At 52.6% G+C, this 25,886-nt stretch carries 24 protein-coding genes; 16 read left to right on the top strand and 8 right to left on the bottom strand.

Translation table 11 applies throughout. The annotated features are described in order from the left end of the window. Positions 1–15: 15 nt before the first annotated feature. Together R3I13_RS22580 and R3I13_RS22575 are read right to left on the bottom strand one after the other, a co-directional pair. A complete protein-coding gene (locus tag R3I13_RS22580) occupies positions 16–3,282 on the bottom strand; it encodes a TonB-dependent receptor (protein ID WP_346320245.1) in 3,267 nt (1,088 codons plus the stop codon). A 476-nt stretch (positions 3,283–3,758) separates the two neighbouring features. Continuing rightward, the gene (locus R3I13_RS22575) at positions 3,759–5,024 is read right to left on the bottom strand and encodes an aspartate kinase (protein WP_346320244.1); all 1,266 of its coding nucleotides are present in this window, start codon (positions 5,022–5,024) and stop codon (positions 3,759–3,761) included. A gap of 159 nt (positions 5,025–5,183) precedes the next feature. On the opposite strand from R3I13_RS22575, the gene fbp reads away from it, so the two are divergent. The 5 genes from fbp (at position 5,184) to R3I13_RS22550 (ending at position 8,960) form a co-directional block, all read left to right on the top strand. Beyond that, complete coding sequence (gene fbp, locus R3I13_RS22570; protein ID WP_346320243.1) at positions 5,184–6,185, top strand: class 1 fructose-bisphosphatase; 1,002 nt, start codon at positions 5,184–5,186, stop codon at positions 6,183–6,185. 125 nt (positions 6,186–6,310) lie between these two features. Next, positions 6,311–6,838 (top strand): CAP domain-containing protein, encoded by a 528-nt coding sequence (locus R3I13_RS22565; RefSeq protein ID WP_346320242.1) that lies wholly within the window; start codon positions 6,311–6,313, stop codon positions 6,836–6,838. A 231-nt stretch (positions 6,839–7,069) separates the two neighbouring features. Next, the gene (locus tag R3I13_RS22560) at positions 7,070–7,834 is read left to right on the top strand and encodes an ABC transporter ATP-binding protein (protein ID WP_346320241.1); all 765 of its coding nucleotides are present in this window, start codon (positions 7,070–7,072) and stop codon (positions 7,832–7,834) included. A gap of 18 nt (positions 7,835–7,852) precedes the next feature. Beyond that, complete coding sequence (locus tag R3I13_RS22555; RefSeq protein ID WP_346320240.1) at positions 7,853–8,383, top strand: YfiT family bacillithiol transferase; 531 nt, start codon at positions 7,853–7,855, stop codon at positions 8,381–8,383. A gap of 25 nt (positions 8,384–8,408) precedes the next feature. Then, complete coding sequence (locus R3I13_RS22550) at positions 8,409–8,960, top strand: NUDIX hydrolase (RefSeq protein ID WP_346320239.1); 552 nt, start codon at positions 8,409–8,411, stop codon at positions 8,958–8,960. Between the two features lies 1 nt (position 8,961). Here the strand turns inward: R3I13_RS22550 and R3I13_RS22545 are convergent, their stop codons facing one another. The 3 genes from R3I13_RS22545 to R3I13_RS22535 all read right to left on the bottom strand — a co-directional run bounded on the left by R3I13_RS22545 (position 8,962) and on the right by R3I13_RS22535 (position 12,727). Next, entirely contained in the window at positions 8,962–10,266 is a 1,305-nt protein-coding gene (locus R3I13_RS22545) for a folylpolyglutamate synthase/dihydrofolate synthase family protein (protein WP_346320238.1), read from the bottom strand. Between the two features lie 10 nt (positions 10,267–10,276). Next, the gene (locus R3I13_RS22540; protein WP_346320237.1) at positions 10,277–11,767 is read right to left on the bottom strand and encodes a DUF5723 family protein; all 1,491 of its coding nucleotides are present in this window, start codon (positions 11,765–11,767) and stop codon (positions 10,277–10,279) included. Between the two features lie 72 nt (positions 11,768–11,839). Further along, complete coding sequence (locus R3I13_RS22535; RefSeq protein WP_346320236.1) at positions 11,840–12,727, bottom strand: hypothetical protein; 888 nt, start codon at positions 12,725–12,727, stop codon at positions 11,840–11,842. 161 nt (positions 12,728–12,888) lie between these two features. On the opposite strand from R3I13_RS22535, the gene R3I13_RS22530 reads away from it, so the two are divergent. Next, the gene (locus R3I13_RS22530) at positions 12,889–14,151 is read left to right on the top strand and encodes an MFS transporter (RefSeq protein WP_346320235.1); all 1,263 of its coding nucleotides are present in this window, start codon (positions 12,889–12,891) and stop codon (positions 14,149–14,151) included. A 36-nt stretch (positions 14,152–14,187) separates the two neighbouring features. Here the strand turns inward: R3I13_RS22530 and R3I13_RS22525 are convergent, their stop codons facing one another. From R3I13_RS22525 to R3I13_RS22515, 3 genes are read right to left on the bottom strand one after another with little or no spacing between them, the layout of a single operon-like run. After that, positions 14,188–15,483: a radical SAM protein gene (locus R3I13_RS22525; protein ID WP_346320234.1), complete on the bottom strand. Its 1,296-nt coding sequence runs from the start codon at positions 15,481–15,483 to the stop codon at positions 14,188–14,190. Next, complete coding sequence (locus tag R3I13_RS22520; RefSeq protein WP_346320233.1) at positions 15,480–16,070, bottom strand: hypothetical protein; 591 nt, start codon at positions 16,068–16,070, stop codon at positions 15,480–15,482. Before R3I13_RS22520 ends, R3I13_RS22525 begins: the two co-directional genes overlap by 4 nt. 2 nt (positions 16,071–16,072) lie before the next feature. Then, positions 16,073–17,107 (bottom strand): agmatinase family protein, encoded by a 1,035-nt coding sequence (locus R3I13_RS22515; protein ID WP_346320232.1) that lies wholly within the window; start codon positions 17,105–17,107, stop codon positions 16,073–16,075. A 135-nt stretch (positions 17,108–17,242) separates the two neighbouring features. On the opposite strand from R3I13_RS22515, the gene R3I13_RS22510 reads away from it, so the two are divergent. From R3I13_RS22510 to R3I13_RS22465, 10 genes are all read left to right on the top strand, one after another. After that, positions 17,243–17,644 (top strand): cytochrome c maturation protein CcmE, encoded by a 402-nt coding sequence (locus R3I13_RS22510; protein ID WP_346320231.1) that lies wholly within the window; start codon positions 17,243–17,245, stop codon positions 17,642–17,644. A gap of 79 nt (positions 17,645–17,723) precedes the next feature. Further along, a complete protein-coding gene (gene ccsA, locus R3I13_RS22505) occupies positions 17,724–20,234 on the top strand; it encodes a cytochrome c biogenesis protein CcsA (protein WP_346320230.1) in 2,511 nt (836 codons plus the stop codon). 77 nt (positions 20,235–20,311) lie between these two features. Then, the gene (locus R3I13_RS22500; RefSeq protein WP_346320229.1) at positions 20,312–21,307 is read left to right on the top strand and encodes an alpha/beta hydrolase; all 996 of its coding nucleotides are present in this window, start codon (positions 20,312–20,314) and stop codon (positions 21,305–21,307) included. Positions 21,308–21,353: 46 nt separating this feature from the next. Then, on the top strand, positions 21,354–21,953 hold the full coding sequence (locus tag R3I13_RS22495; RefSeq protein WP_346320228.1) for a DUF4294 domain-containing protein: 600 nt from the start codon (positions 21,354–21,356) through the stop codon (positions 21,951–21,953). 85 nt (positions 21,954–22,038) lie between these two features. Next, positions 22,039–22,770, top strand: a complete 732-nt coding sequence (bshB1, locus tag R3I13_RS22490) for a bacillithiol biosynthesis deacetylase BshB1 (RefSeq protein ID WP_346320227.1) — start codon at positions 22,039–22,041, stop codon at positions 22,768–22,770. Positions 22,771–23,539: 769 nt separating this feature from the next. After that, entirely contained in the window at positions 23,540–24,094 is a 555-nt protein-coding gene (locus R3I13_RS22485) for a peroxiredoxin (RefSeq protein WP_346320226.1), read from the top strand. Between the two features lie 69 nt (positions 24,095–24,163). Continuing rightward, positions 24,164–24,751: a carboxymuconolactone decarboxylase family protein gene (locus tag R3I13_RS22480; RefSeq protein WP_346320225.1), complete on the top strand. Its 588-nt coding sequence runs from the start codon at positions 24,164–24,166 to the stop codon at positions 24,749–24,751. A 116-nt stretch (positions 24,752–24,867) separates the two neighbouring features. Continuing rightward, complete coding sequence (gene rpmB / locus R3I13_RS22475) at positions 24,868–25,107, top strand: 50S ribosomal protein L28 (protein WP_119079658.1); 240 nt, start codon at positions 24,868–24,870, stop codon at positions 25,105–25,107. Positions 25,108–25,139: 32 nt separating this feature from the next. Further along, the gene (gene rpmG / locus R3I13_RS22470) at positions 25,140–25,322 is read left to right on the top strand and encodes a 50S ribosomal protein L33 (RefSeq protein WP_120514459.1); all 183 of its coding nucleotides are present in this window, start codon (positions 25,140–25,142) and stop codon (positions 25,320–25,322) included. A gap of 93 nt (positions 25,323–25,415) precedes the next feature. Next, positions 25,416–25,589: a DUF4295 family protein gene (locus tag R3I13_RS22465; RefSeq protein WP_346320224.1), complete on the top strand. Its 174-nt coding sequence runs from the start codon at positions 25,416–25,418 to the stop codon at positions 25,587–25,589. Positions 25,590–25,886 lie beyond the last annotated feature (297 nt).

The raw sequence follows: 25,886 nt of genomic DNA, 5'->3' as shown, positions 1-25,886 counted from the left end.
TGCTCTTTTAATTGGTTAGAAAGACAGGTCCAGGCCGGCTGAAAATGTTTTACCGAACGGGTAAACACGGCCGTTTGCGTCAGCGGCCGCCTGTTCCGGGTCGATGTATTTGGATTCCAGTTTGGTCCAGGTCACCAGGTTGTCTCCGCTTACGTATACGCGCAAACGGGACATTTTAATGCGCTTCAGCAGGTGGTCCGGCAGGGAATAACCGATGGTAAGGTTCTTCAGCCGGAGGTAAGCTAGATCCTGCATATACCTGTCGTTCGTATTGGTGAGTGGGTTGTTGCCATTGAGGGCGATATAACCGCGAAGGCGCGGGAAATAGCTGTCCTGGCCTTTCTCGGGCGTCCACACCAGGTCGGGGAAATTGGTGGGGAGGAAGGAGTAATAAGGACGGCTGTAAGGACCCCAGAATTTGTCTGCATTGGCGCCGGGGTACCAGTCTTTTTTACCGATGCCCTGGAAGAAGAAGGACAGGTCGATGCCATTCCAGCTGGCGCTGCCGTTGAAGGCATACGGGTAGCGGATCTGGTTGTTGCCGAGGTATACGAGGTCGCCATGGTTGTCGAGGGTGTTCAAACCTGGGCTGATCGTGCCGTCGCCATTGAGGTCCTTGAATTTCAGATCGCCTGCGCGTAGCTTGTTCCATTGGCCGGAAGCGCTCTTGATGTTGGAGCCCACGAGGTCCTGGTTCACTTTAGCCTGCCATGCCGCAGCTTCTTCGTCGCTGTTAAAATAACCGTCTGTGAGGTAACCCCACATTTCACCGTACTCCTGTCCCACATAGTAGTCGTTCAGGCGTTTGTTGTCGTTGGAGAACCTGGTGATCACCGATCTGAAATCGCTGATGTTACCGCCAATGCTCCACATGAAGGGTTTGCCTGCAAGCTCGAACTGGTCGTTGTAGCTGATGCTCAGCTCAAAGCCTTTGGTGCGGAGGTCTGCGGCGTTTTCCCGCGCTTCGGTGGTGCCGAAAACAACGGGTACGGTCGCGCCCCTGGTAAGCATGTCTTTGGTGTCGCGGATGTAGTAGTCGAAGCTGAGGGACAACTTGTTCTGGAACAGTCCTGCATCAACACCGAAGTTTTGCGAAGCGGTCCTTTCCCAGGTCAGGTTCGGAGAGATGGCGCCGGGCGCAGTCAGGTATTCGATCTTTTTACCGCCGGCGATCCAATCTGATGTGCCGCGTGCCAGCAGCGGGATGTAGGGATAGTTGGAAGTCACCTGGTTGCCGAGCTGGCCGTAAGAAGCGCGGAATTTCAGGTCGCTGAGGGTGTTCTTAAGCGGCTCGAAGAAGTTTTCCTCGCTGATCCTCCAGCCTGCGGAAACGGAGGGGAAGAAACCAAAACGCTGGCCTTTCGGGAAGCGGGAAGTACCGTCGTAACGGCCGTTCACTTCCAGGAGGTATTTACCTTTATAGTCATAGTTTGCGCGGGCAAAAAAGCCGAGCAGCGCCCATTCGCTCTGATCGCCGGTAAGTGTGTAGTAACCGGATCCAAGGTTCACGTCGTTCAGGTCCTGCGACAGCAGGTCGCCTCGCTCGGCCCTGATTTGTTTGAACTGTTTCAGCTCCTGGTTATAACCTGCCATGAACTTCACGTTATGTTTGCCGTAGCTCTTCTGGAACTCACCATAGGCGTTGGCAACGTGGTAATAGTCCTGGTTGGTCTCTTCGCGCAGGAAGTCGGGCCTGGGCACTTTGCTGATCACACCGGGATAAATGGAATACGGGGAAGAGGTCTGCCTGAAGGTGGAGATAGTAGGATTATCGTTGTCCCTGGCAGGATTCAGCGTAAAAGTATAGTTGGCGTACAGGTTGATGTTGTCGTTCACTTTGATGGTGGCGCCCCAGGTGCTCATCAATTCGTTCCAGCGGTCGGTGCCTTTGTTTTTGCCGTACAGCAGGTCGGAAAACAGGCCGTCGCCGATCTGGTAGTTGTTCAGCGCGGTGATGTAAGTGGCCGTGCCGTCCGGGTTCTTGGGAACGTAGGAGGGGAGGGCGTGCACGGTAGAATTCACGAAGTTCGTGTTAGGATGCCACCCGGGATAGGTGTACTTGCCGATCATGAACTGGGTGTTGTTGGTGAACGTCAGCCATTTGTTAGCCCTTACGGTCAGCTTGGTGCGGAGGTTGAAGGAATTGTATTCATCACGGTTATAACGCATCATGCCTTTTTTGTTGAACATGCGGCCGGAAAGGAGGAAGTCCACTTTGTCGGTGCCGCCGGAAACGCTCAGGCTGTGCTCCATACCGTCCTGCGCAGGCAGGAAAAATTCTTTCCACCAGTCAGTATGGCCATAATAAACGTACTGCTCGCGGCCGTTGCGGATATCTGTTATCACGGTGGGCAGCGATTTGTCCGTCTGGCGTTTTTTCAGTTCCTCCATATCGGCCGGCGTATAACGCGTATAGGTGTTACCGGTAGTAACGAGGAAGGCCTCGTCATTCAGCATGGCGGCAGTATAACCGTCGGTGATAAAGTCTGTGCTTACGGTGCTGTAGGATTTGGAGAAGTTGTTGCCGTAGTTTACGGTGAGCTTGCCTTTTTTGGCGGCTTTGGTAGTTACCAGCACTACGCCGAAGGCGGCGCGGGCGCCGTAGATAGCGGACGCGGCGGCGTCTTTCAGGATGGTCACGGTTTCAATGTCGCGCGGGTTCACATTGTTCATGGAACCGGGTACGCCGTCTATCAGCACCAGCGGGGTAGCGCCGGAGCTGAGCGGGTTGTTGCCGCGTATGTTGAAGCGGCCGTTGGCGCCGGGGCGGCCATCGGTAAAGTTGATGTTCAGGCCGGGAATGGCGCCCTGCAGGGCTTGCGTAACATTGGCTACGGGGCGGTTTTCCAGGACTTTCGCATCTACCTGGGCGATGGCGCCGGTGAGATTCACTTTTTTCTGTGTGCCGTAACCAACCACTACCAGTTCATTCAGTTTCTGATTTCCTTCCTGGAGCTGAACGGTAAGCGTGTTGTTGCCGTTGTTAAGGATTTTGTCCTTGATCACATGCGGCTCATACCCGATGAAGGTAAAAGTGATCTGCAAGGGAACGCCCGCGGGCAGGTTGGCAAGTGTGTAGCTGCCGTTGGCGAGAGACGCAGTGCCTTTGCGCTGGCCGTCTGCCGATCGGGCTTCTACTGAAACGCCCGGGAGTTTTTCCCCTGTAGAGCTTGTAATTACGCCGGATAAGGTGGCGCCGTTTTGCTGGGCATTGGCCAATGCCGGGAAAAGGCAAAGCAGCAATAGCAACCAGCCGCTGAGTGATCGAAGCGTGGTGAGCATGTTTGAAGGTTTTATAGTTATACAAATACAAAGAGTCGCGAAATGGCAGGCCCGTTCAGGGCAGTATCCTGCACTGTCAGTTTCACAAAGGCGCCGCAAAATCAAACGTTAGCGGGCGCAAGTTGGGAATAAAAGGAAAGGTTTACACCTCCTTTCAGGTTAAGTAACCATTAAAGAATTGTTAAGAGGGTGGAATCTCATGCTTATCAGACTGTTTTTCAAATGATTAAATGTGGAATGCCGGTCGTTCCTGTTACATCGCCGCGCTATTTTGGTTTTATTTCTGGTTTGAAGTATATGGCATCGGTAACAAAATAGTAAGAATTTATTCATTTTTAATAATAAAAAATAATACCTAAAGGAAAGTATTGGAAAGAGAAGGAAAGGGGATGTGCTAAAAGAGAGATATTGTAATAACAAAAACTCCCTGCGGGGAAAACCGCAGGGAGCCCTAAACGTAACGTTCTTTTATTAGCTTATTTGATCACCAGCTGAACCGTGCTGTCTGACCGCTGTTCCAGCAATACCTTCCTTCCTTTCGTCAGTTCTTCCAGCAAGCCGTTTTTGTAATGCCGTACAGTGAGCAGTTCAAGACCTTCGTTATAGGAGATCTTGAACCCCTGGTGAAGCGCCTTGATGAGCAGTTCTATCTTCTCCGGGTTGTTGTCTATGCAACAGGAGAAAGTGATCGCGGCATTCTGCGTAAGATTGATCTTGATCTTTTTATCGTGGAAGATCTCGTAAATGTCGCTGATCTTGTCTTCGGTGATAAACGAGAAATCACGGGAAGTAATGGAGATCAGCACCTGGTTCTTCTTGAGCACGATGATGGGCGGGAGCTTGCGGTTGTCCGCGTCCTGCCGGATGACGGTGCCGGGAAGATCCTTGTCCAGGAAGCATTTTACGTAGAGCGGTATTTGTTTGTTCTGTAAGGGCTTGATGGTCTTGGGGTGGATCACCTGAGCGCCGTAATACGCCATTTCGATCACTTCGCCATAGGCGATCTCGGGAATATTGATGGTGTCTGCAAAGAGCTTTGGGTCTGCATTCTTGAGCCCTTCCACATCTTTCCAGATCGTCTGGCTTTCGGCATTCAGCAGGTTGGCAAACACGGCGGCGGAGAAGTCGCTGCCTTCGCGGCCGAGGGTTACGCTTTCGTTCTGGTCCGTACTGCCAATGAAACCCTGTGCTATCACGATGTTCACGGCATTAAAAAGAGGCAGCACCTTTTGGTTTACCTGCATTTCGGTCACTTCCCAGTTGATGTTCGCATCGCGGAAGTTATCGTCTGTGCGGAACACGTCCCGCACGTCCAGCCAGGTGTTGGTAATGCCTTCCTGGTTGAAATATGCGCTCACGATAGCGGTGCTCAGCAGTTCGCCAAGGCCTACCAGCTGGTCGTAATAATAATCGTAGTTGCGGATCGGCTTTTCACCGAGGGTCCATTCCGCTTCGGTGAAGAATTGCTGTAATTGCACGAACAACGGGTGCTCGCGCGTGCCGAGGAGGCTTTCTGCGGTCTGGATATGCTGCTGCTCGATGTTGTAAAGCAGCTGCGCGGCTATTTCCCTTTTGCGCATGAAATAGTTCTGGGCCACCTTTTCCAGTTCATTGGTGGTTTTGCCCATTGCGGATATCACGACAAGCAGCTTATCGTCGGGGAATGCCTGGATGATCTTACCCACCTGTTGTATGCGCTCAATAGTTTCTAAACTTGCGCCGCCAAATTTGAAAACCTTCATAAGGATAAACCTCTTCTTTTAAAAAATATCCCGCAAAAGTACATCAATGTAGAATTGTTTGAAAATCTCTTTTCCCGGAAATGACCGTTTTCTTAGAAACACCCTGATTTAGCTTATTTTAGCGCACCCGAATCAAAAACCACCAAAACACGTATGAAAATGAACCAACGAGTGATGACGCTGGACGAATTTACGATCCAGGAACTGCGCAATTACCCCGGTGCCACCGGCCAGCTATCCGGTCTTCTGAGAGATATCGGGCTGGCTTCCAAAAGAGTGAATGTTGAAGTGAATAAGGCCGGCATCGCGGATATCCTTGGCGAAGCCGGGAAAACCAATGTACAGGGCGAGTCTGTAAAGAAGCTGGACGAGTTCGCCAACGACCAGCTCATCAGCTCGCTGCGCAACAGCATCTACTGCTGCGGCGTGGCCTCCGAAGAAAATGAAGATTTTATTGCATTCGACGACGAGCTGTCTATGAACTCCAAATACGTGGTGCTCATGGACCCGCTGGACGGTTCCGGCAATATCGATGTGAATGTGTCCATCGGCACCATCTTTTCCGTTTACCGCCGCCTTTCCCCCAACGGGAGCCGCTGTACCCTGGAAGATTTCCTCCAGCCCGGCAGCCAGCAGATAGCCGCCGGTTACATCATTTACGGTTCGTCCACCATGCTCGTATATGCCACCCGCCGCAGCGTGCAGGGCTTTACGCTGGACCCGTCCATCGGCGAGTTCTGCCTGAGCCACCCCAACCTGAAAGTACCGCAGGACAGCGATATTTTCTCCGTGAATGTGGGCTATTATCATTTATACCAGGAAAACGTGCGGAAAGCCATAGACCTCTTTATGGCGAAAGACAACAACCAAAAAATATACCGTCACCGTTTTGTGGGCTGCATGGTGTCTGAGATCCACCGCACCCTTATCCAGGGCGGTATTTTCATGTATCCCGTTTTCGGGAAATATACCCAGGGCCGTTTGCGTTTGTGTTACGAATGCAATCCCATGTCGTTTCTCATGGAAAAGGCCGGCGGTATGGCCATTGCAGACGGGGAGCGCCGTTTGCTGGACATCAAGCCTTCCGAGCTGCACCAGCGCATCCCGATCTTCATCGGCTCGCGCAATATGGTGGAAGCGGTAAAAGAAGTGCTGCGTTAAACTTTTCGCAGGTATGCCAGTCTTACCGGCAGCATAGCCGCTTCAACCGGAAGGGTGTGCTGTTAAACTTTTGGCCTGATATTGGATCAGACAATTTTTGGTATTAAAAAACCGTTTTAAGAAACATGTTTAACCAGCATTATTGTAAGATCCTTGTACTGGCGGCCGCCGTATTTGCCGCTTCCCAGTCCGTAGCCTGTTCCAGGCCCGTCGCTCCCGCATCTTCCACCAACGCGGGCGTGCGGGAAACGGGGGACAATGTGGATGAGGATATCCTGTATTACGTCAACAAATTTCGCCGCTCCAAAGGCCTGAAACCGCTGGAGCTGAACAATGTGATCAGTATCGAAGCGCGCGATCACAGCAAATCGATGGCTACCGGGCGGAGGAACTTCGGGCACGACGGGTTTGAATCCCGGGTGGATGATATTTCGAAAAAGCTCGGCACCGTGCGCGCTGCGGCGGAAAACGTGGCTTATGGCAATCTCAGCGCCGAAGCCGTAGTGGATGGATGGATCAAAAGTCCGGGCCACCGCAAGAACATGCTGGGCGATTTTAACCTGATCGGCATCGGCACGGCCAGGGGCAAAGGCAACATTGTTTATTTCACGCAGATATTCATCAACAAGCCGCTTACCACGGCTAAGAAGTAACTGCTTACTAACTGTTTATTTTGAAGGTAAGGGCGCAGGGAACTGCGCCTTTGCCTTTTTGAAGCTTTGCTTATCGCAGGCACAGGTCTGAGGCCCGGCTCCTGTGTCGGCTCACGCGCACCGCCCGCCCTTCAGACTTGCGCCAACTGACCCGTCCTAAAAAGTTTACCCGCCGGTCTTGCCCTCCAAATTGCAGGTACTGCGCAATGTTTTTTGCCGTAATTTGGCCCCATGGAAAAACGCAAGATCATTGAAGTGAGGGATCTCGTGAAAAAGTACGGGGACTTCACGGCCGTGAAAGGGATCAGCTTTGACGTATACGAGAACGAAGTGTTCGGCCTCCTGGGTCCGAACGGGGCAGGTAAAAGCACCACGCTGGAGATCATTGAGACCCTCCGGGAAAAAACGTCCGGTACCGTGGTGGTAGACGGTTTTAACCTGGATGAAAATCCCGACGCCATCAAACAGCTCATCGGTGTGCAGCTGCAAACATCCGGCTATTACCCCGGCCTCAACCTGCTGGAGCTGATAGAGATGTTCGGCGGCCTGTACAACCGCAAGGTAGACGGCCGGGAACTGCTGAAGCAGTTCAACCTCGAAGACAAATCCACAGCGAAATACAAATCCCTTTCCGGCGGCCAGAAGCAACGTTTTTCCATCGCCACCACGCTCATCAACCGCCCGCGCATCATTTTCCTGGACGAGCCCACCACCGGGCTGGACCCGCAGGCCCGCCGCAACCTCTGGACGCTGATCCAGCAGGTGCGGGACCAGGGCACCACCGTTGTGATCACCACGCATTACATGGACGAAGCCGAGTTTCTCTGCGACCGCTGCGCGATCGTAGACAGCGGGAAGATCATCGCGCTGGACTCGCCTGATGCGCTGATAGATCAGCTGGTGGCGGGAGGTTTTGAGCGGAAGAAAGAAGTGAAGCTGGCCAACCTGGAAGATGTGTTCATCCATCTTACCGGTAAGGACCTCCGCGAAGAATAAAGCTAAACGTTTCGTATAATGGAAGACTTACGCTATCCTATCGGCCGCTTCCACGCGCCGGCGCTGGTTACTGCAGACATGCGCAAAAAGTACATCAACGATATCCGGCACCTGCCGTCTCTCCTGGAGCTGGCCGTTCAAACCCTCGACGCGCACCAGCTGGGCACGCCCTACCGCCCCGGCGGCTGGACCGTGGCACAGGTAGTGCATCACGTGGCGGATTCGCATATGAACGGCTTTACCCGCCTGAAGCTGGCGCTCACGGAAGATAACCCTACCATTAAACCTTACGACGAAACCGCCTGGGCCGAACTGCCCGATGTGCAGTACACGCCCATTAACGTGTCCATCACCCTGCTGCATGCCTTGCATACACGCTGGGTAGCCGTGCTGGAGCATATGGAAGCGCGGCATTGGGATCGTACCTTCTTTCACCCCGGCAACAACGCGGTGAGCAATATGGCCACGCACCTGGCCAATTACAGCTGGCACGGGCTGCATCACCTCGCCCATATCGAAAAGCTGAAGGAGCGCGAAGGATGGCAATAATTGTAACCATATAACATTATATACATTGGATTGGAAACTTTTAGGATCGGAATATCTTTTTAAAGAACCCTGGCTCACCGTACGGAAAGACATCTGCGAAACCCCGCTGGGCAAGCATGTAGACGCTTATTATGTACTCGAATACCCCGACTGGGTAAACGCCATGGCCCTCACGGAAGAGGGGCAGGTGCTGCTTATCCGTCAATACCGCCACGCTATCGGGCGGGTGCTGGTGGAAATACCCGGCGGCGTAATGGATAAGGAAGATGAAAGCCCCGAAATAGCCATCCGCCGTGAATTGCTGGAAGAAACCGGGTATGCGTTCAATGAAATGCATAGTCTTGGTGAGGTCTCTGCTAACCCGTCTACCACCACCAACCTCGTGCATATGTTCCTGGCCACGGGCGGAAAGAAGGTGCAGGCCCAGCAGCTGGACGACAACGAAGAGATCGAAGTACTGGCCGTGAGCATTGAAGAGCTGGAAGCAATGCTGAAAAGACGCGAGTTCCTGCAGGCGCTGCACGTGAGCTGCCTGTATTACGGGCTGGAAAAGCTGAAGGAATTACAGGGGAAATAAATTATATCCTCCCGGAATTGGCCGGCATATCGCCTACGATAAACACGCTGCCGCAAACGAGGATCATATCTTCGTCTGCTGCGGCGGCCTGTGCGGCGGCATAAGCCGTTGGTACATCAGGATAGGAGAGGCCGCTTAAACCCGCTTCCCCGGCTAGTTTCAGCAGGTCTGTTTCGTGCATCGCGCGGGGTATCTGCGCTTTGGTAAAATAATATGTTGCATCCTGCGGCAGCTGCCTGAGCGAGGCGGCCACATCTTTATCTTTCACGAAACCTGTTACGATATGCAGTTTACGGTAGCTCACCAGCGCCAGTTGTTCCATAATCGCGCGGATGCCCGCTTCGTTGTGCCCCACATCCAATACGGTATAAGGTTTCGTTGCGATCACTTCCCATCTGCCGCCCAGGCCGGTAAGGCGTTTTACATTGGCTAACGCGGCACGGATCATTTCCTGCGGCACGGGGAAACCTTTGAGCTGCAATACTTCCATCGCAGCCAGCACACCGATGAGATTCTTTTCCTGGTAATGGCCGGGAAGGTCCAGCAGGTAAGGCTCTACATCCGCCGTGGGAATGTATTCCACGGAAAGATGCAATGTATCTGCGGCAGGCTGCCGGTAAATGATGCGGTATTCTTTATCCGCAAAACGGATGGGAGCGTTGCGTTTGTCTGCCGCTTCCTGGAACACGCGCATGGATTCAGGCTGTGTTTCGCTGATCACCACCGGCGTATCCGGTTTGATGATCCCCGCTTTTTCGAATGCGATCTGTTGCAGGGTATCGCCCAGGATATTCATGTGGTCGTAGCTGATATTGGTGATCACGGATAGAAGGGGCGAGATGATGTTGGTGCTGTCCAAACGCCCGCCCAGACCAGTTTCTATGATAGCGATATCCACTTTCTGCTGCGCGAAATATTCGAAGGCCATGGCCACGGTCAGCTCAAAGAACGATGGCTGTATGGTTTCGATATGGCCTTTCATTTGTTCCGTGAAACGTACTACTTCTTCTTCCGGGATCATTTCCCCGTTCACTTTGATCCTTTCCCGGAAATCGTGCAGGTGAGGGGAAGTGTAGAGGCCGGTCTTATAACCGGCTTGTTGCAGGATGGCGCTGAGCATGTGGCTGGTGGAGCCTTTGCCGTTGGTGCCTGCGATATGTACGGATGGGAATTTTTGTTCGGGGTGATCGAGTATGCCGCACAGCTCTCGGATATTGAGCAGGTCGTTTTTCAATGCAGAAGCCCCTACTTTGCTGAACATGGGCAACTGGCTGTATAAGAATTCGATGGTTTGCTGATAGTTCATGATTGCCTCGCTATATGTCAGGGCATCCCAGCTGGTTACGCTTCTTCCGGAAGATACCGCCGTTGCCTTTATCCCAGCTCCATCTGTTGAAACGGATGGGAATTACCCGCAAAGCTACGAATACATCCGCATGATTGATCGTTTCTCGGAACAGTGTGGTGAACAATGTGGCGGAGCCTATTACAAGCGGCCCCGCGCGAAGCACTACGCCTGCATCGGTCTGCCCGTAGCGGTTCACCTGGATGGGCAGGTAAGCGCCGAGATGCGTGCTTTCCCAGCGCGGCGTTACCTGCAGTTGCGTGAGGGCGGAAGTTTTGTTGTCATCTTTCCGGCCGCCGGTAAGCGCAACGGTGGCGCTGGCGCTTACAAAAAAACGTCCGTCGATATTGTAATCGCCCATCAGGTTCAGGCTGGTAGGCAGGTTCATGTAGAATTTATCTTCCCGCTCAAGTGGGGCAAAGGTGCTGGCGAGGCGGTTGGTCCACGACCGCATGCTTTCTCCTTTTTTCTTTCTTAATTCGCTTGCCGGGAAATCCTGTGCACGCATATCCAGGTTGGCGCTGGTGGCTGATTTTGAATAGCTGATCCCTCCAATATCTACAATGGACACGCCTAAACGGGCTTTCCAGGTATCGGCGTCCTGGTTCCAGTCACCGCCTTCCTGGAAGGAATTGAACCCGTCGTTGTCCGGCCGCCATTCATATACCACGCCAATATCCGCGCCGATGCCGGGGTTCTGGAAAGGGTTGTAAATGGTGTTCCAGTTATTGCCGCTCACTTCGTCCATTTCTTCGTTATAAGCGTAATAAAAACGGCCGCTGTTGATGTCTACCTGGTTCGGGTTGTCAAAAATAAATGAAGCATCCCTTCCCACGGCGTAAGCCGCCGCCTGCCCGCCGAGATATTTGAGCGTGAGGCCCGCTTTCCAGCGGTGATCCCCATTGTCTTTGATCACCCGCGCGTAGCTGAATGCAAATTCGTTCCAGGCATGCCCGAAAGTGCCGCCGTATTCATCCGCGAAGGTCTTTTGCATAAACCGGGGATTGGGATAGTCGAGCGCGAAGAAGTTGGCAGTGGTTGTTTTAACGTCGCCGCCGTAAACGGAACCGCGCACCCGCCAGGTGAAGGCGATGGACTGACGTTCGTCTATAGAATACAGTACAGACGGCAGCATCAGGTCTGCGCTGCCCCAGGCGTATTGTTTGCGCGTGGCCAGGCTGTCCGGGAAATAGTCGACATTCCTGACCAGTTTATTGTTCTTGCCATCTGATGAAAGAAGGGAAGACTTGTTGAAGCGGATATAGGTATTACCGGCTTTCACATCCGCGGCCACGATGTTCACATCCCAGCGGTAGCGGGTGCCTGCGGCGAGCGCGGGGTTGAAAGGCACGGCATGTATGCCTGCATACTGGCTGGTGTGATACCCCGGGAAGCTCTGCCCATGCGATGCAATGGCAGCGCACAGGAACAGCATGGTGCTTAATAGTCTTGTATGCTGCATAGAAAGTCGGCAGATTAGTTCGCAGATAGTTCTTATAACGGGAAAATAAGCGGATTATTCTACCGTATGCTTTTATTGCGCCTTGAAATAGAAACGGATGGTACCGAACTGTTCTTCTGGCGCTTTGTCGCTGGCGTTGTATTTTATCCGCATGGCCGCGTCGCGGGCTATGCGCACTGCCGCAGGGTTGTTGATGGTAGAGCCCCGCAGCGAATGCGTGGCGCTGGTCACATTACCGTTGCGGTCCACTTTGATGTTTACGGAAACATATCCTGTCTCGTTGCCATCCCATTCAACAGACGGGCGGTTCACCAGGTTGCGGCCGCTCAGCCTGAAGTCTGATGCGCCCCTGCCTGCGCCGGGTGTGCCGGTGTAGCCGGTCGCATTGGGATCGCCGCCGATCACGCCACGGTCGCCGGGCCTGCCGGTATTGCCTTCGCCGGTGGAATTGTTGCTGCCGTTGGCGCCGTTACCGCTGTTGGCACTGTTGGAAGTACCGCCGGTAAATACGGCCTTCGGTTTTTGCGGCGCGGGCGGAGTGGGGGCAGGCGGCTGCACGGCTTTAGGCTTGCGTGTTTCCTTTTCCGTTTTGGTCTCTATGGTCTTGGCAATCTCTTTCGGCTTGGGAGCGGGCTTGGGCGGCTGTTTTACTTCTGGTGCCTCTTCCTCGTTCTGCGTGGCCAGTTCCTGCGTATTGCCCTGCTCTTCCGCTTCGGCGGGCGCCGGCGGAGGCGTGGATGGCTCAGGCTGCGCGGCGGCAGGAGGATTGGGGTTGAGCGGCTGCTCGTCTCCCATACCGTCGTCCGAAGTACCAAGGTTCACTTCCATGCCCAGGTCCTGGTCTGGCAGGGGCGGGGGCGCGGAAAAACTGATGAGGAACAGCCCCACTAACAGTAACGCATGCACGGCGATGGTCACGCCGGCCGCTTTTACGTTCTTTTCTTGTTTTTGATCAGCCATCTTGTTCCAAAGTTAATATTTTTTTGTTACGGCGGTAGGCCGTCTGTTTGTTGCAAATTCCCTGCCGGATGCGCCCGTTGCGCGAAAGGTTCATCCTCCGCTAATGCGGTTCATCATTTCCACCTTGGAAATTGTACGGGCTCAATGTAGTTTGCGGGCGCATGTACCACCAAACGATCTCACTGTACAAAAATGCTTATGGCGGCATTCCGCGGCGAATATGGCTGCTGGCCACGGTCTTGCTGATCAATCGCAGCGGCGCCATGGTCATTCCTTTCCTGACCATCTATTTAACGTCCAGGCTCGGGTTTTCATTGGAGCAGGCCGGCCTGGTCGTTACCTTTTTCGGTCTCGGCGCCATCGCCGGCGCATGGGTGGGCGGCAAACTGGCTGATACCATCGGTTTTGCACCGGTGCAGTTCTGGAGCCTGGTGCTGAACGGGCTGATGTTCATAGTATTAGGACAAATGAGCACTTTTACGCAGGTGATCATCGCTATTTTTATCACCGGTATATTTGCAGAATCCTTCCGCCCGGCAAACAGCGCAGCCATAGCACACTACAGCGATGCCAGCACCCGTATACGGTCGTATTCCCTGCTCAGGCTGGCCTCTAACCTGGGGTTTTCGATAGGTCCGGCCATCGGCGGACTGTTAGCCACTTTCAGCTACGCTCTCCTGTTCTGGGTGGACGGTCTCACCTGCATCGCGGCAGCGGTCCTGCTGCGCGTATTCCTGAAACCTGTGCGCAGCGCAGCAGATAAAGGCGCGGTAGCTGCAAACCCGGTACGGGATGGCGTTTCTGCGTATACTGATAAAGTGTTCCTCTTTTTCATCGTGCTTGTTACGATGTTTGCCCTCTGCCTGTTCCAGCTGTTCAATATCGTGCCGGTGTATTTCAAGGAAAAGATACATATGTCTGAAGCCCTCATCGGCATTGTGATGTCCGTAAACGGCATCCTGATCGCGCTGATAGAGATGATACTTGTGTACAAACTGGAAAACAGGCGGCCCGATATGCTGTACATGAGCATGGGATCCATTTTGCTGGGACTTGCTTATGTGAGTTTCAATTTTCTGCCGCCGGTGTTCGCCGTGGCATTCGTGTACATCCTGCTGTTTACGTCGGGGGAAATGCTGAGCATGCCTTTTATGAACAATTTCTGGATACACCGCAGCAAAGAGCACAACCGCGGGCAATATGCGGCGCTGTACACCATTGCTTACTGCGTGGCCACCATAGCGGCGCCCACTTTGGGGGCCTTTGCGGTGGAGCGCATCGGGTTTGCCAACTGGTGGTATATCGTGGGTGGCATTTGTGTGCTGGCCAGTATAGGTTTCAGGGTCATGCTGAAGCGGGGGAATGCCACGCCGGCGCCGGAAGTGAATGAGGCTGCAATGAAAAACGCTGCGGTGGAAGCCTAGTTCCCGCCGCAGCGCCGTTATATTTTGAAAAGAGTTTTACGCGTGCGCAAAATCCGCTTCATAATTCCCTTTGATCCTCTCCATCGGCGGGTTGAAATAGCCGAATTTCAAGTCGGGGAATTCATCGCGCAGCAGTTCCATCATTTGTTTCATTCCTAAACAATCGCCGGTTTCCGTTACGCCCACTTTGCCAAGATACCAGTCGGGATCAATGTTGAAATTCCGCCACTGGATCATGTTCAGTCCTGTTTCCTGGATGATAGTGCGCAGGGCTTCGTATTCCTCCACGCTGTCTGTCATGCCGGGGAACACGAAATAATTGATGGAAGCCCAGCCGCCATGTTCCCGCACTACTTTGATGCTTTCAATGATGTCTGCAAACGTGTAGTTGTTGGGCCGGTAATACGGCGTGTAAATGTGTTCCCGCACGGAGTTCAGGCTCACGCGGATGCTGTTCAGCCCTGCTTTGCAGAGCTCGCGCACGGCGTTGGGCTTGCTGCCGTTGGTATTGATATTGATGCTCCCTTTCGGGGTATGCTTGCGTATTTCAATGATGGATTCGCGGATGGTTTCCCACATCAGCAACGGTTCGCCTTCGCAGCCCTGCCCGAAGCTCACAATGGGGTAGGGCGCGGTTTCCAGGTGCGGCACGGTGAATTCAACGATCTCGGCCGCGGTGGGTTTGAAGGTAAGCCGGTCCTGCGTGCTCACGATGGTCTCTTCTTCCGGCTGGAAAGAAATGCAGCCAATGCAGTTGGCGTTGCAGGCGGGTGATGAAGGGATGGGGCATTCCCAGCGGCCCATGAAATAATTCCTTGCGGCGGGGCAATGATAGGTGAGCGCGCAATTATTGGCCAGGTGCTGTACCAGCCGGTTGTGCGGGTAAGCTTCCAGCATGTGGCTCACGCCGGTTTTCACTTTGCTGTCGCTGAAGCCGGCGCATTCCTGCCGGATGTCCTGCTCGATGCGGATGGCGGGCACATAGAATTTATCGTTGTGCCAGCCTGCGGCGGTATAACAGAAGAGCGGGAGCGTGGGCGCATCGGGCGCAGTTTCGTAAGCGGCGAGGTAAAACCCGGTATGTGCGGGAGGAATGAAAGCCGCAACGGCCCATCCTTTCTCGCAGAGGCGCATTTCGCCGGTCTCCACGTCTATGCCGATACCACGGCGGCCCGGCAGCTCGTAGAGGTTGCCGCCCTCGGGCAGCTCTATCCACTCGTCGTCCGGGATGGGCAGCGCGTCCCAGCCGCTGCGGCCGGCTACGTAAAGGGAAGTATCTTCAAAAATATTCCCCTTCCCGTCTGAATATAATATGTAAGGCGATACGTTCATGAGTTGATCCTTGATTGAAAGAAAGCATTCATCTCGGCTGCTTCCACGGGGCCGAATTCATCCAGCACTTCTAGCTGTAATATTTTATTGTTCTTAAAGTCCAGCGTGAGCAGGTCGTTCCGCAAAATTACGTTTTTCATCTCGTTCCATCCGTGGCGGCGCTGGCTGAAAACGGTGGGGAGCGATATGCCGGTGGTGTCTGTCGTTACGTAAGCAGGCTGTAATATCCGGTATTCGGCATAGCCGATATAGGCCACGCCAAGGCCCGCCAGCAGCAAGGTAAACCCGATCAGCGGCTGCATATGCGATAAGAAGAACAGGCATCCGCTGAGCAGGGTAAAGGCCTGCAACATGCGCAGCACCGAGTTCGTTTCGGTGATCTTGCGCACGCGGCGCAGCATGAAGGGAAACAGCAGGCTGGCCGAGCCCATTACGATGAACAGCGCAGCCATCACCCAGTTCGGGTTCTCCATTTTGTAAACGCCGATCACGTTGAACAGGAAAAGGACGCCTATCATGCCATGCATTACCGGCTGCAAACGCAGGCGGGTCATGGCGTTGGGATGTAATATGCGGAATCTGTACATGTTTATTTCACCATCAGGTTACACAATTTGAACAACATGCGGGCGCCCACGTTGGCGTCCCACTCATCGTGCCCGGCGCTCACTTCATTCAGGTCGAAACCGATCAGCCTGCGGCCGCTTTCCAGCAGCCTTTTGAAAAGATAGAACACCTGCGGCCCTTCGAGCCCGCCAGCAACCGGGGTGCCGGTGTGGGGGCAGAGCTTCGGGTCCAGCCCGTCTATATCAAAACTGATGTACACCTGATGCGGCAAATGATCGATGACGCTGTCGCAAATGCTCTTCCAGGCTTCGCCTTCGTATTGCCGCTCCTTGATCTCCTGGTCGAAGAACGTGACCACGCGGCCTTCGCTGTTCCTGATATAATTCACTTCCTCGTCGCAATAATCGCGAACGCCCACCTGTACGAGCTTTTTGATCTGCGGCACTTCCGCCAGCGCGTTGTACATGATGGATGCGTGGGAATATTTAAAACCTTCGTAGCTGTTGCGCAGGTCTGCATGGGCATCGATCTGCAAAATGCCGTAATCGCCTTTATGCTCGCCGATAGAGCGGAAATAACCCAGCGGCGTGCTATGGTCGCCGCCTACAAGGCCTACCAGCTTGCCTTTCTGCAGCAGTTCCTTCGTTTGGGCGTACACCCATTCATTCATTTTTTCCGAGCCCCGGTTCACGTCTTCCACGGAACGGCGGAGGAACTCGTTTTCGGAAATATCCCCGCCTTCGGAAAGGAACTTAAGGTAAAGTTCGGCTTCTTTGCGGAGGTAATCGCTTTTGAGCAGCAATTGCCGGTTGCTTTCCCGCATGAAAAAGCCCTGTTTCCAGCCGTCTTGCACGTCTGCATCATAAATATCCACCTGCAGGGAGGCTTTGAAAATCTGCTCGGGGCCGCGGGCGGTACCGTTGTTGTAAGATACCGTTACTTCCCAGGGCACAGGCAGCAATACCAGCCGCGCATCCTCTTCGCTGAACGGCAGTCCGAATATGTTATTGGACAGCAATCCGGGCGAATTGGGGTCAAATTGCGATAGATCAGCCATGATAAATCAGTACTTTGCTTATTTCGGCGCAAAGGTAACGGTAAAAATTGGTTCCCCCAGCGGGTAAACCTGACGAATATCAGCCCTTTGCCATGGTTTTTTTGGCTACCTTTGCTCACGATTAATCTGGTAAGGATGAAGAAAACAAGTATTATTCTACTGATTGTTATAGCGGTGTGCGTTGCCGGTATGGTAATGATGGTGGGGGATTTCAGCACCTACGAAACCTTTGCCACCGCACGCAAGAAGGAAGGCAGGGAGATCCACGTGATCGGCGCGCTGGATAAGGCGAAAGGCATGGTGTACGACCCGGTGACGAACGCCGATTTTTTCAGCTTCCATATGAAAGACAAAAGCGGGGACGTGGTGAAAGTGGTATTTAACGGAACCAGGCCCACGGACTTCGAAAAATCCACAGAACTGGTGCTCACAGGCAAGATGGTCGGGAATGAATTCCACTGCAGTAAAATACTCATGAAATGCCCTTCCAAATATAAAGATGAGCAAACGGCCTACAGCGCCTCCAAAGACATTTAAACTGTAACTGTATATCGTCTGCCTTTGCCTGCTATACCCGGCTGCGGCGGGATTTAATAACGTTTTACGGATCATACAATTGGAACAAATCAAATATGCAGGGGAGCATTTACTTCCCGGACAATTGGGGCATTTCTTTACCATTCTCGCATTTGTGGCGTCAATTGTGGCTACCGTTGCGTATTTCTGCGGCGTTCAGCAAAAAGATGAACTGAAAAAGGCTTCCTGGTTGAAGATGGGCCGCTGGGCCTTCATTATCCAGGCCTTCTCCGTTTTCGCCGTTTTCGGTATCCTCTACTACATCATTTCCAATCACTATTTCGAATACAAATACGCCTGGCAGCACTCCAGCCGCGACCTGGAAGTGCAATACCTGCTCAGCTGCTTCTGGGAGGGGCAGGAGGGCAGTTTCCTGCTCTGGAGCGTATGGCACAGCGTATTGGGCCTTATCCTGATCAGGAGCTCCAAAAAATGGGAAGGCCCTGTGATGGCCGTGCTGGCTTTTGCGCAGATCGGCCTGGGATCCATGCTGCTCGGCATTTACCTGGACCTGCCCTGGTTCGAATACAAGGTAGGCAGCAACCCGTTTATTCTCATGCGCCAGGATGCGCCGGAATCCCCGATCTTCCTGAACGCCAATTATATGCAGTTCAAGCAGTTCGTTGATGGCAACGGCCTGAACGTACTGCTGAAGAACTACTGGATGGTGATCCATCCGCCGGTATTGTTCCTGGGCTTTGCTTCCGTGATCGTTCCCTTTGCCTACGCTCTGGGCGCCCTATGGACGCGCGATTACACCAGCTGGGTGAAGCCCGCCCTGCCCTGGGCGCTGTTTGCCACCGTGGTGTTGGGTACCGGCATCATGATGGGCGCCGCATGGGCTTATGAATCGCTCACTTTCGGCGGTTACTGGGCCTGGGACCCGGTGGAGAACGCCTCCCTTGTGCCTTGGCTTACGCTGGTGGCCGGTTTCCACACGATGCTGGCATACCGCAGTTCCGGTCATGCACTCCGTTCTAGTTTCTTCTTTTTGATTATATCCTTCGTATTCATCCTGTATTCCACTTTCCTCACCAGGAGCGGGATACTGGGGCAAACGTCCGTGCACTCGTTTACGGACCTGGGCATGAGCGGCCAGTTGCTCATATTCATGGGCATCTTCACCATTCCCGCATTCGTGATGCTGATCGTGCGGAATAAAGAGATACCGAAGATCCAGAAAGAGGAAAGCACCTACAGCCGTGAATTCTGGCTGTTCGTAGGCGCGCTCATCCTGATGGTGTCTGCCATACAGATCACCTTCACCACTTCCATTCCCGTGTGGAACAAGTTGCTGGACCTTTTCGGCCTGAAGAAGCTGCTTAATCTCCAGGATTTTGCGCCGCCCACCGACCCCGTGTTCCACTACAACCAGATACAGATCTGGCTGGCGGCTATCGTTGGCGGACTTACTGCTATCGTGCAGTATTTCAAGTATAAAGACACGCCGAAGGGCACTGTATGGAAAAAACTTTTCTGGCCCACCGCTATTTCAGTTGCGCTCACCGTGCTGATCGGCTGGATCGGGCGCATCAACTATAACGAATTCGGTCCCGGCTTCCTGGTGGCTATTTACCTGATGCTGTTCGCCAGCGTTTACGCGGTGGTGGCTAATTTTGGGTATATCATCACCGTGCTGAAAGGCAAAGCCAAAGCGGCCGGCGCTTCCGTGGCGCATATCGGTTTCGGGCTGGTGCTGCTCGGCATCCTGATCTCTTCTTCTAAAAAAGAAGTGCTGAGCGTGGACAAAATGAACATGCTGGCAGGGTATTTCACGAAAGAAAGCGGCCAGAAAAGCCAGGAGAACACCCTGCTGCCCAAAGGCCTGCCCGTGCAGATGGGGCCTTATTTCGTGACCTACAGGGGCGATTCCGTGGGAACGGCGGATAAGGACAAGACCTTCTTCATCGTGGACTATGAAAAGAAGCCAAGCCTGGAAGCCGAGCCTACCGAGCGTTTCACGCTGTACCCGGATGCGTATCTCAACGTGAAAGGGCAGGAGGGGCAGTTGTCGCCCAACCCGGATTCCAAGCACTACCTTACCCGCGATATCTTCACTTACGTAACGCTTGCGCCTATCAAAGGCGCGGTAACGGATACGCTGCCGTATGAGAAGCATACCATTGCGCAGGGAGATACCATCTTCTTCTCTAAAGGCTTCATGGTGCTCTCCGGCCTCAAAACCGGCCCCCAGCAAAAGAACTACAAACCTGAGCCCGGGGATATCGCCGTAGGTGCGGACATCTACGTGCATACCCGCGAGAACGGCGATTTTAATATGCGGCCTGTTTATTTCATCCGCGACAGCAGTTTCCAGGGCAATGTGCCCGATACGATCGCGCCGCTCAGCCTGGCTGTGCGTTTTACGAAGATCCTGCCTAACGACAACAAGGTAGAGCTGGAAATAAAAGAAACCCGCGAGCCGATGGATTTCATCGTGCTGAAAGCGCTGGTTTTCCCGTACATCAACGTGCTGTGGATCGGCATTATCGTGATGATCATCGGCTTCGTGATGAGCATACGCCAGCGGCTGAAAGGTGCTAACAAATAATTGTTTTACAACATGATAATAAAAGGGCGGCTGCGGAAGGCCGCCCTTTTTGTTATATTGCATCAAAACCCTACCCTATGCGCCGGATCATAAAAACTACTTTGATCATCATAGCCCTGCTGGCCATTGTATATTTCCTTGGCCCAAAGCCCGCACCGCCGGTGCTGGGCGGAGCATTGCCCGGTGTGCCGGATCAAACGGTGCGGCTGGAGAGCTATATCGGCCAGAAAGAGGCCCGGCAACGCCTCCGCCCGGGAAATGAGGCCCGTATTGTATGGGCGGGCGCCGAAGGGCAGAAAACGCCTTACAGCGTGGTTTACCTGCATGGTTTTTCGGCCAGCGAAAAGGAGGGCGATCCTGTTCACCGCGATTTTGCCGCGCTGAATGGCTATAATCTCTATCTCTCCCGTTTGGATCAACATGGAATAGATACCGCCGAAGCGCTCGAAAAAATGACGGCCCAGGGCCTCTGGGAAGATGCCAAGGAAGCCCTTGCCATCGGTAAACAGTTGGGAAACAAAGTAATAGTGATGGGTACTTCCACCGGCGGCACCCTGGCATTGCTGCTGGCCGCACAATACCCGGATGATGTGGCGGCCGTGATCAACATGAGTCCTAACATCGCCATCAACGAAAAGATGATCGGCATGCTGGATGAGCCCTGGGGCTTGATGGTGGCGCGTTTGGTGAAAGGGGGGAAGTATAATGAATACAAGCCGGAGAACCCGGAGAAAGCCAAATACTGGTATACCAAATACAGGCTGGAAGCCGTTGTGGAACTGGAGAACCTGGTAGAGCATACCATGAAGCCCGAAACGTTCGCGCGCATTCATCAGCCGGTGCTGAACCTGTATTATTATAAAAATGAAACCGAGCAGGACCAGACCGTGAAAGTATCCGCCATCCTGGAAATGCACAGGGAGCTTGGTACGCCGGACAGCCTGAAGCGCGCCGTGGCCATTCCCAAAGCAGGCACCCATGTGATCGGCTCCAGCATTACTTCCGGCGATGTGCCCGGCGTGGAAGCCGCTATCAATGCATGGTGGCAGGAAGTAAACGGGAATCGGAAGTAATTCGTATCTTGGGAAGGATCAGGGTTTATCATTAATCGTCTTGACCGTGTTTCGCAGTTCGCTTGTCATTTTCATATGCATCCTGTGCCTTGCAGGCGGGGCTGCTGCCCAGCAGCGCACCGCTACGGATACCGTGGCCGTAGGAGCTGTGCTGTATGGCAACGATACGATCCCTTCCATTACCCTTTCCATCTTCGACGTAGTAGATAAGCTGCCCAAACGCCTCCGCAAACAGCGCGAGCGCTGGACGAGACTGCGCAACGCCGTATATGTTACTTATCCCTACGCCGTGTCCGCCGGCCGCATTCTCAAAGATGTGAACCGCGACCTCCGGACCTTCACCACCAAAAAGCAACGCAAAGAATACCTGGCCTCCAAGGAAAAGCTGCTCAAAGCCGAGTTTGGCGACAAGCTGGAAAACCTCTCCGTTTACCAGGGCAAGGTGCTTATGAAGCTGATCCACCGCGAAACCGGGGAGAACTGCTACGATATCGTAAAAGAGCTGAAAGGCGGCTTCAGCGCGCGTATGTACCAAACCGTGGCCTTCTTCTTCGGCGGTAATCTCAAAAGCGAGTTCAATACCCAGGACGATAAAGACATTGAGCTGATCGTTCAGGAAATACAGCTGTACAACCGCTATAACTGACAACATAAACCCCTGTGCCTCCATTCTCCCGATTTGGAACATCTCCCCATATACCCGACCTTTGCTCGGCAAAATTTAAAGGAACATGAAACTGGACATACTGGCGATAGCCGCACACCCGGACGACGTAGAACTGTCTTGCGCCGGAACACTGATGGTGCATGCAAAACAGGGGTTGAAAACAGGCATTGTAGACCTTACCCGCGGCGAGCTGGGTACGCGCGGTACGCCTGATGGGCGTATCCTGGAAGCGCAGGAGGCCTGCAGGGTAATGGGCGTGGATGTGCGGGAAAATCTTGGCCTGGCAGACGGCTTTTTTCAAAACTCCCGCGAAGACCAGCTGAAAGTGGTGGCTGCGATCCGGAAATACAGGCCGGATATTGTGCTGGCCAATGCGATAGACGACCGTCACCCGGACCATGGCAGGGCGGCGCAGCTGATCAAAGACAGCGCTTTCCTGGCAGGGTTGCGCAAAGTGGAAACCTTCGATGAGAACGGGAAGCCACAGGCGGCATGGAGGCCCAAGCAGGTGTATCATTTCATCCAGGACCGCTATTTTAAGCCGGATTTCGTGGTGGACATCAGCGAAGTGATAGACCTCAAGCTGGAGGCGATCAGGTGCTTTAAGACCCAGTTCCTGGCTGAAAAGGACCATGAGCCGCAAACCTATATCTCTTCCCCTGAATTTTTTGACAGCGTGGTCTACCGCGCGAAAATGCTCGGCAAAATGGTGGGCGTAGGGTATGCGGAAGGGTTCACTTCCGCGAAGATGCTGGGAGTTAAGAGCATGATGGATTTTATTAATGAAACTACCTGATGGTAAAAATGATAAAACAGAAGCCGTCCCGGCAGGGGCGGCTTTTTTATTGGCTGAATTTCTTCATTCCTTGCTGCGGCCTGGAAGGGCATAAAAAACATGCAGGGCTGACCGTTGGTTTTTTGCCTGTTGGTCAGCCCTGCGTTTATGGTAGGCTATTAGCCTTTAATTGAATATTGATGTAGGGGGGTGGAAGTTCCTCTTCTGCTTATCCGGCAACATCCCGGCGTGGCAAAAGACTTCCTGTTCCCGCATTTAACGGGAAATTTTTCAGAATACGGTACAATGGAACCCGCTGCTGTTATGGTCGTTTTGGGAAGAGGGGTAACCCTTCATAACTATACCCATAACCCGCCTAAACTAGATGAATAAATCCTGTGTAGCGTCAAATTCATCTTGTTTGTTGATGCTGTTTTTGATAAACGGAATCAAAGCAAGGCCAACCGTAAGGATCACTAAAAGTATGTTCTTCAATTTCATAACCAGTCGTTTTAAATCTTGCTCTATATATAACTAAATAACGTGCCAAAAGGTTACGCCAGACTGTTAAAAACAACCATGAATTTTGGCCCTGAAGTGCCTGTAAATCCGCAAGTTGTTGCTGGATAAGGATTTACTTGAAACCCTCTCTATGAAAAATTTAAATAGTATAGATGAAATCGATATTGCATGTGTGTAAATCTATTTGATTTTACCCTTTTGGAAGATGAACTTTGCGGCGGCTTTACGAAATAGCATAGCATAAAATCAATAAATCCGAGATAGTATCATGAAAAATGCAGTTTTATCAGTAGGGGCACAATTCCCTGAGTTCTCAAAAAAGGCAGTTGTTTCCATCGAGAAAGGCAAAGAATTTTACGAAGTTTCTTCCGAAGAGATCAAGGCATCCGGCAAATGGATGGTGATGTTCTGGTGGCCTAAGGACTTTACGTTCGTATGTCCTACCGAGATTGCCGAATTCAACAAACATTACCAGGATTTCGCTGACCGCGATGCGATCCTGATCGGCGCTTCTACCGACACTGAGTTTGTACACCTCGCCTGGAGGAAAGATCATGACGACCTCCGCGGCCTGCAGTTCCCCATGCTGGCAGACACTTCCAAATCCCTCGCCAGCGAACTGGGCATCCTGGAAGAAAATGAAAAGATCGCATACCGCGCTACTTTCGTGGTTGACCCCCAGGGTATTGTGCGCTGGACTTCCGTATATGACCTCTCTGTAGGCCGCAACGTGAAGGAAGTGATCCGCGTAATGGATGCGCTCCAGACAGATGAGCTGTGCCCCTGCAACTGGCAGAAAGGCGAAGCTACCCTCAACGCATAATCAAGGCTGGTATATGCTTACCGGGCAGTGCGCTGCCCGGTATTTTTTTAATCTGAAACAAATCCTAATATGTTTGCTACTAATACGCAGGATACTGCGCAACAGATTTTACAGGCAGTAGGCATGCCGGCTGCGGAAGTGCCCGCCAAGCTGGGTTCACTGGCTGCAGTGGATGCGCGGTACCTGAAAGACCTGAAGATCAACATTGCCAATGCCCTGGAAGCGGCTACCCTCTCCAAAAAGGAGGCTTACCTGCTGGGCCTCGCTGTGGCGGTAAATGAGAAGCTGCCTGCCCTGCAGGCCGGGTTTGAGCAGCTGGCTGCGGCTGCCGGCGCTACGGATAAAGAAGTGGCCGAAGTGGTGAGCTGCACTTCCCTGATGAACGCCAACAACGTATTTTACCGTTTCCGCCATTTCGTGGGGAAGGAGTTTTACACGTCTGCGCCTGCCGGTATCCGGATGAGCATTATGGCCAACCCGGTGACCGGGAAGGAGTTTTTTGAGCTGGTGAGCCTGGTGATCTCGGCGCTGAACGGCTGTGAAATGTGTGTGACTTCCCATGAGGACGCTTTACTAAAGCACGGTACCGAGCAGCAGCGGATCCTGGATGGCGTCAGGCTGGGGGCGGTTGTGAAGAGTTTGGGGGTATTGCTGTGAGGGTAAAACTGTCCACTAAAATATACACCAAATAATTATGTGAATAAAAACACTTCGCATAATTTGATATTTACATAAAATAATGCGACTTTTGCAGTCCAAAATTTTTTAGAATCATGGCTAGAGTATGTCAGGTGACAGGGAAAAAACCGATTACAGGTCATCATGTATCTTTCTCGAACATTAAGACAAAAAGAAGGTTTCTGCCCAATCTGCAAACCAAGCGTTTCTTTTTGGCGGAAGAAGATCGTTGGATCACTTTGAAAGTGTCTGCCGATGGTCTGAGAACCATTAACAAGCGTGGCCTGTATGCCGTAGTGAAAGAACTGCGTGCAGAAGGTAACAAAGACATCTAATTCATTAAGGATCAACTTAATCAGAATACAAAATGGCAAAGAAAGGAAACAGGGTGCAGGTAATTCTGGAGTGTACAGAGCATAAAAACTCTGGTATGCCCGGTACATCCCGCTACATCTCCAACAAGAACAAAAAGAACACTCCGGAGCGTCTGGAGCTGAAGAAGTACAACCCTATCCTCAGGAAGGTGACTGTACACAAAGAAATCAAATAAGGTCAACTTTAATTGTTAGCGGTTAATCGTTTAAGGTTCTTGCGATTAGCTCCTGGACGATTGACTTACAATTAACGCTTAACTTTTAACAAAATGGCAAAACAAACTTCTAAGAACGCGAAAGTAAAAGATACGAAAGCCGCAGCCGATGCAAAAGTGTGGACTAAGGTGATCAGGGCGGTTCGTTCTCCGAAATCCGGTGCATATACTTTTAAAGATGCGATCGTGCATAAGGATAAAGTACAGGACTTCATTAACCAGAAGTAATTCGGCTTTACTAATCATACTGCAAAAAAGCTGTCCGGTTCGGGACGGCTTTTTGTGTTTAGGGGCGTGGGTAAAATATGGATGCCTCAGGGCCTTTAAGGCCGGATCAGTGCAGAAAGCGACTTTACTGGATGCCGGTTGCTGTTGCCCGGTTAGTGATTCAACTGGCTGTTTTTCGCTTTAAACCGATCATTCGCATCGAGGGCGCGGTGGGGCCGTCCTGTTAAATGTGGTTAAAGGTTTTGCTTCCATTCTTTCCGGTTGTAATAGCGAAAACTCCTGCTCAGCAAAGCTGCC

The organism is Chitinophaga sp. YIM B06452 (assembly GCF_039655965.1).
Classification (GTDB): domain Bacteria; phylum Bacteroidota; class Bacteroidia; order Chitinophagales; family Chitinophagaceae; genus Chitinophaga.
This window is presented reverse-complemented; position numbering and strand designations above follow the sequence as displayed.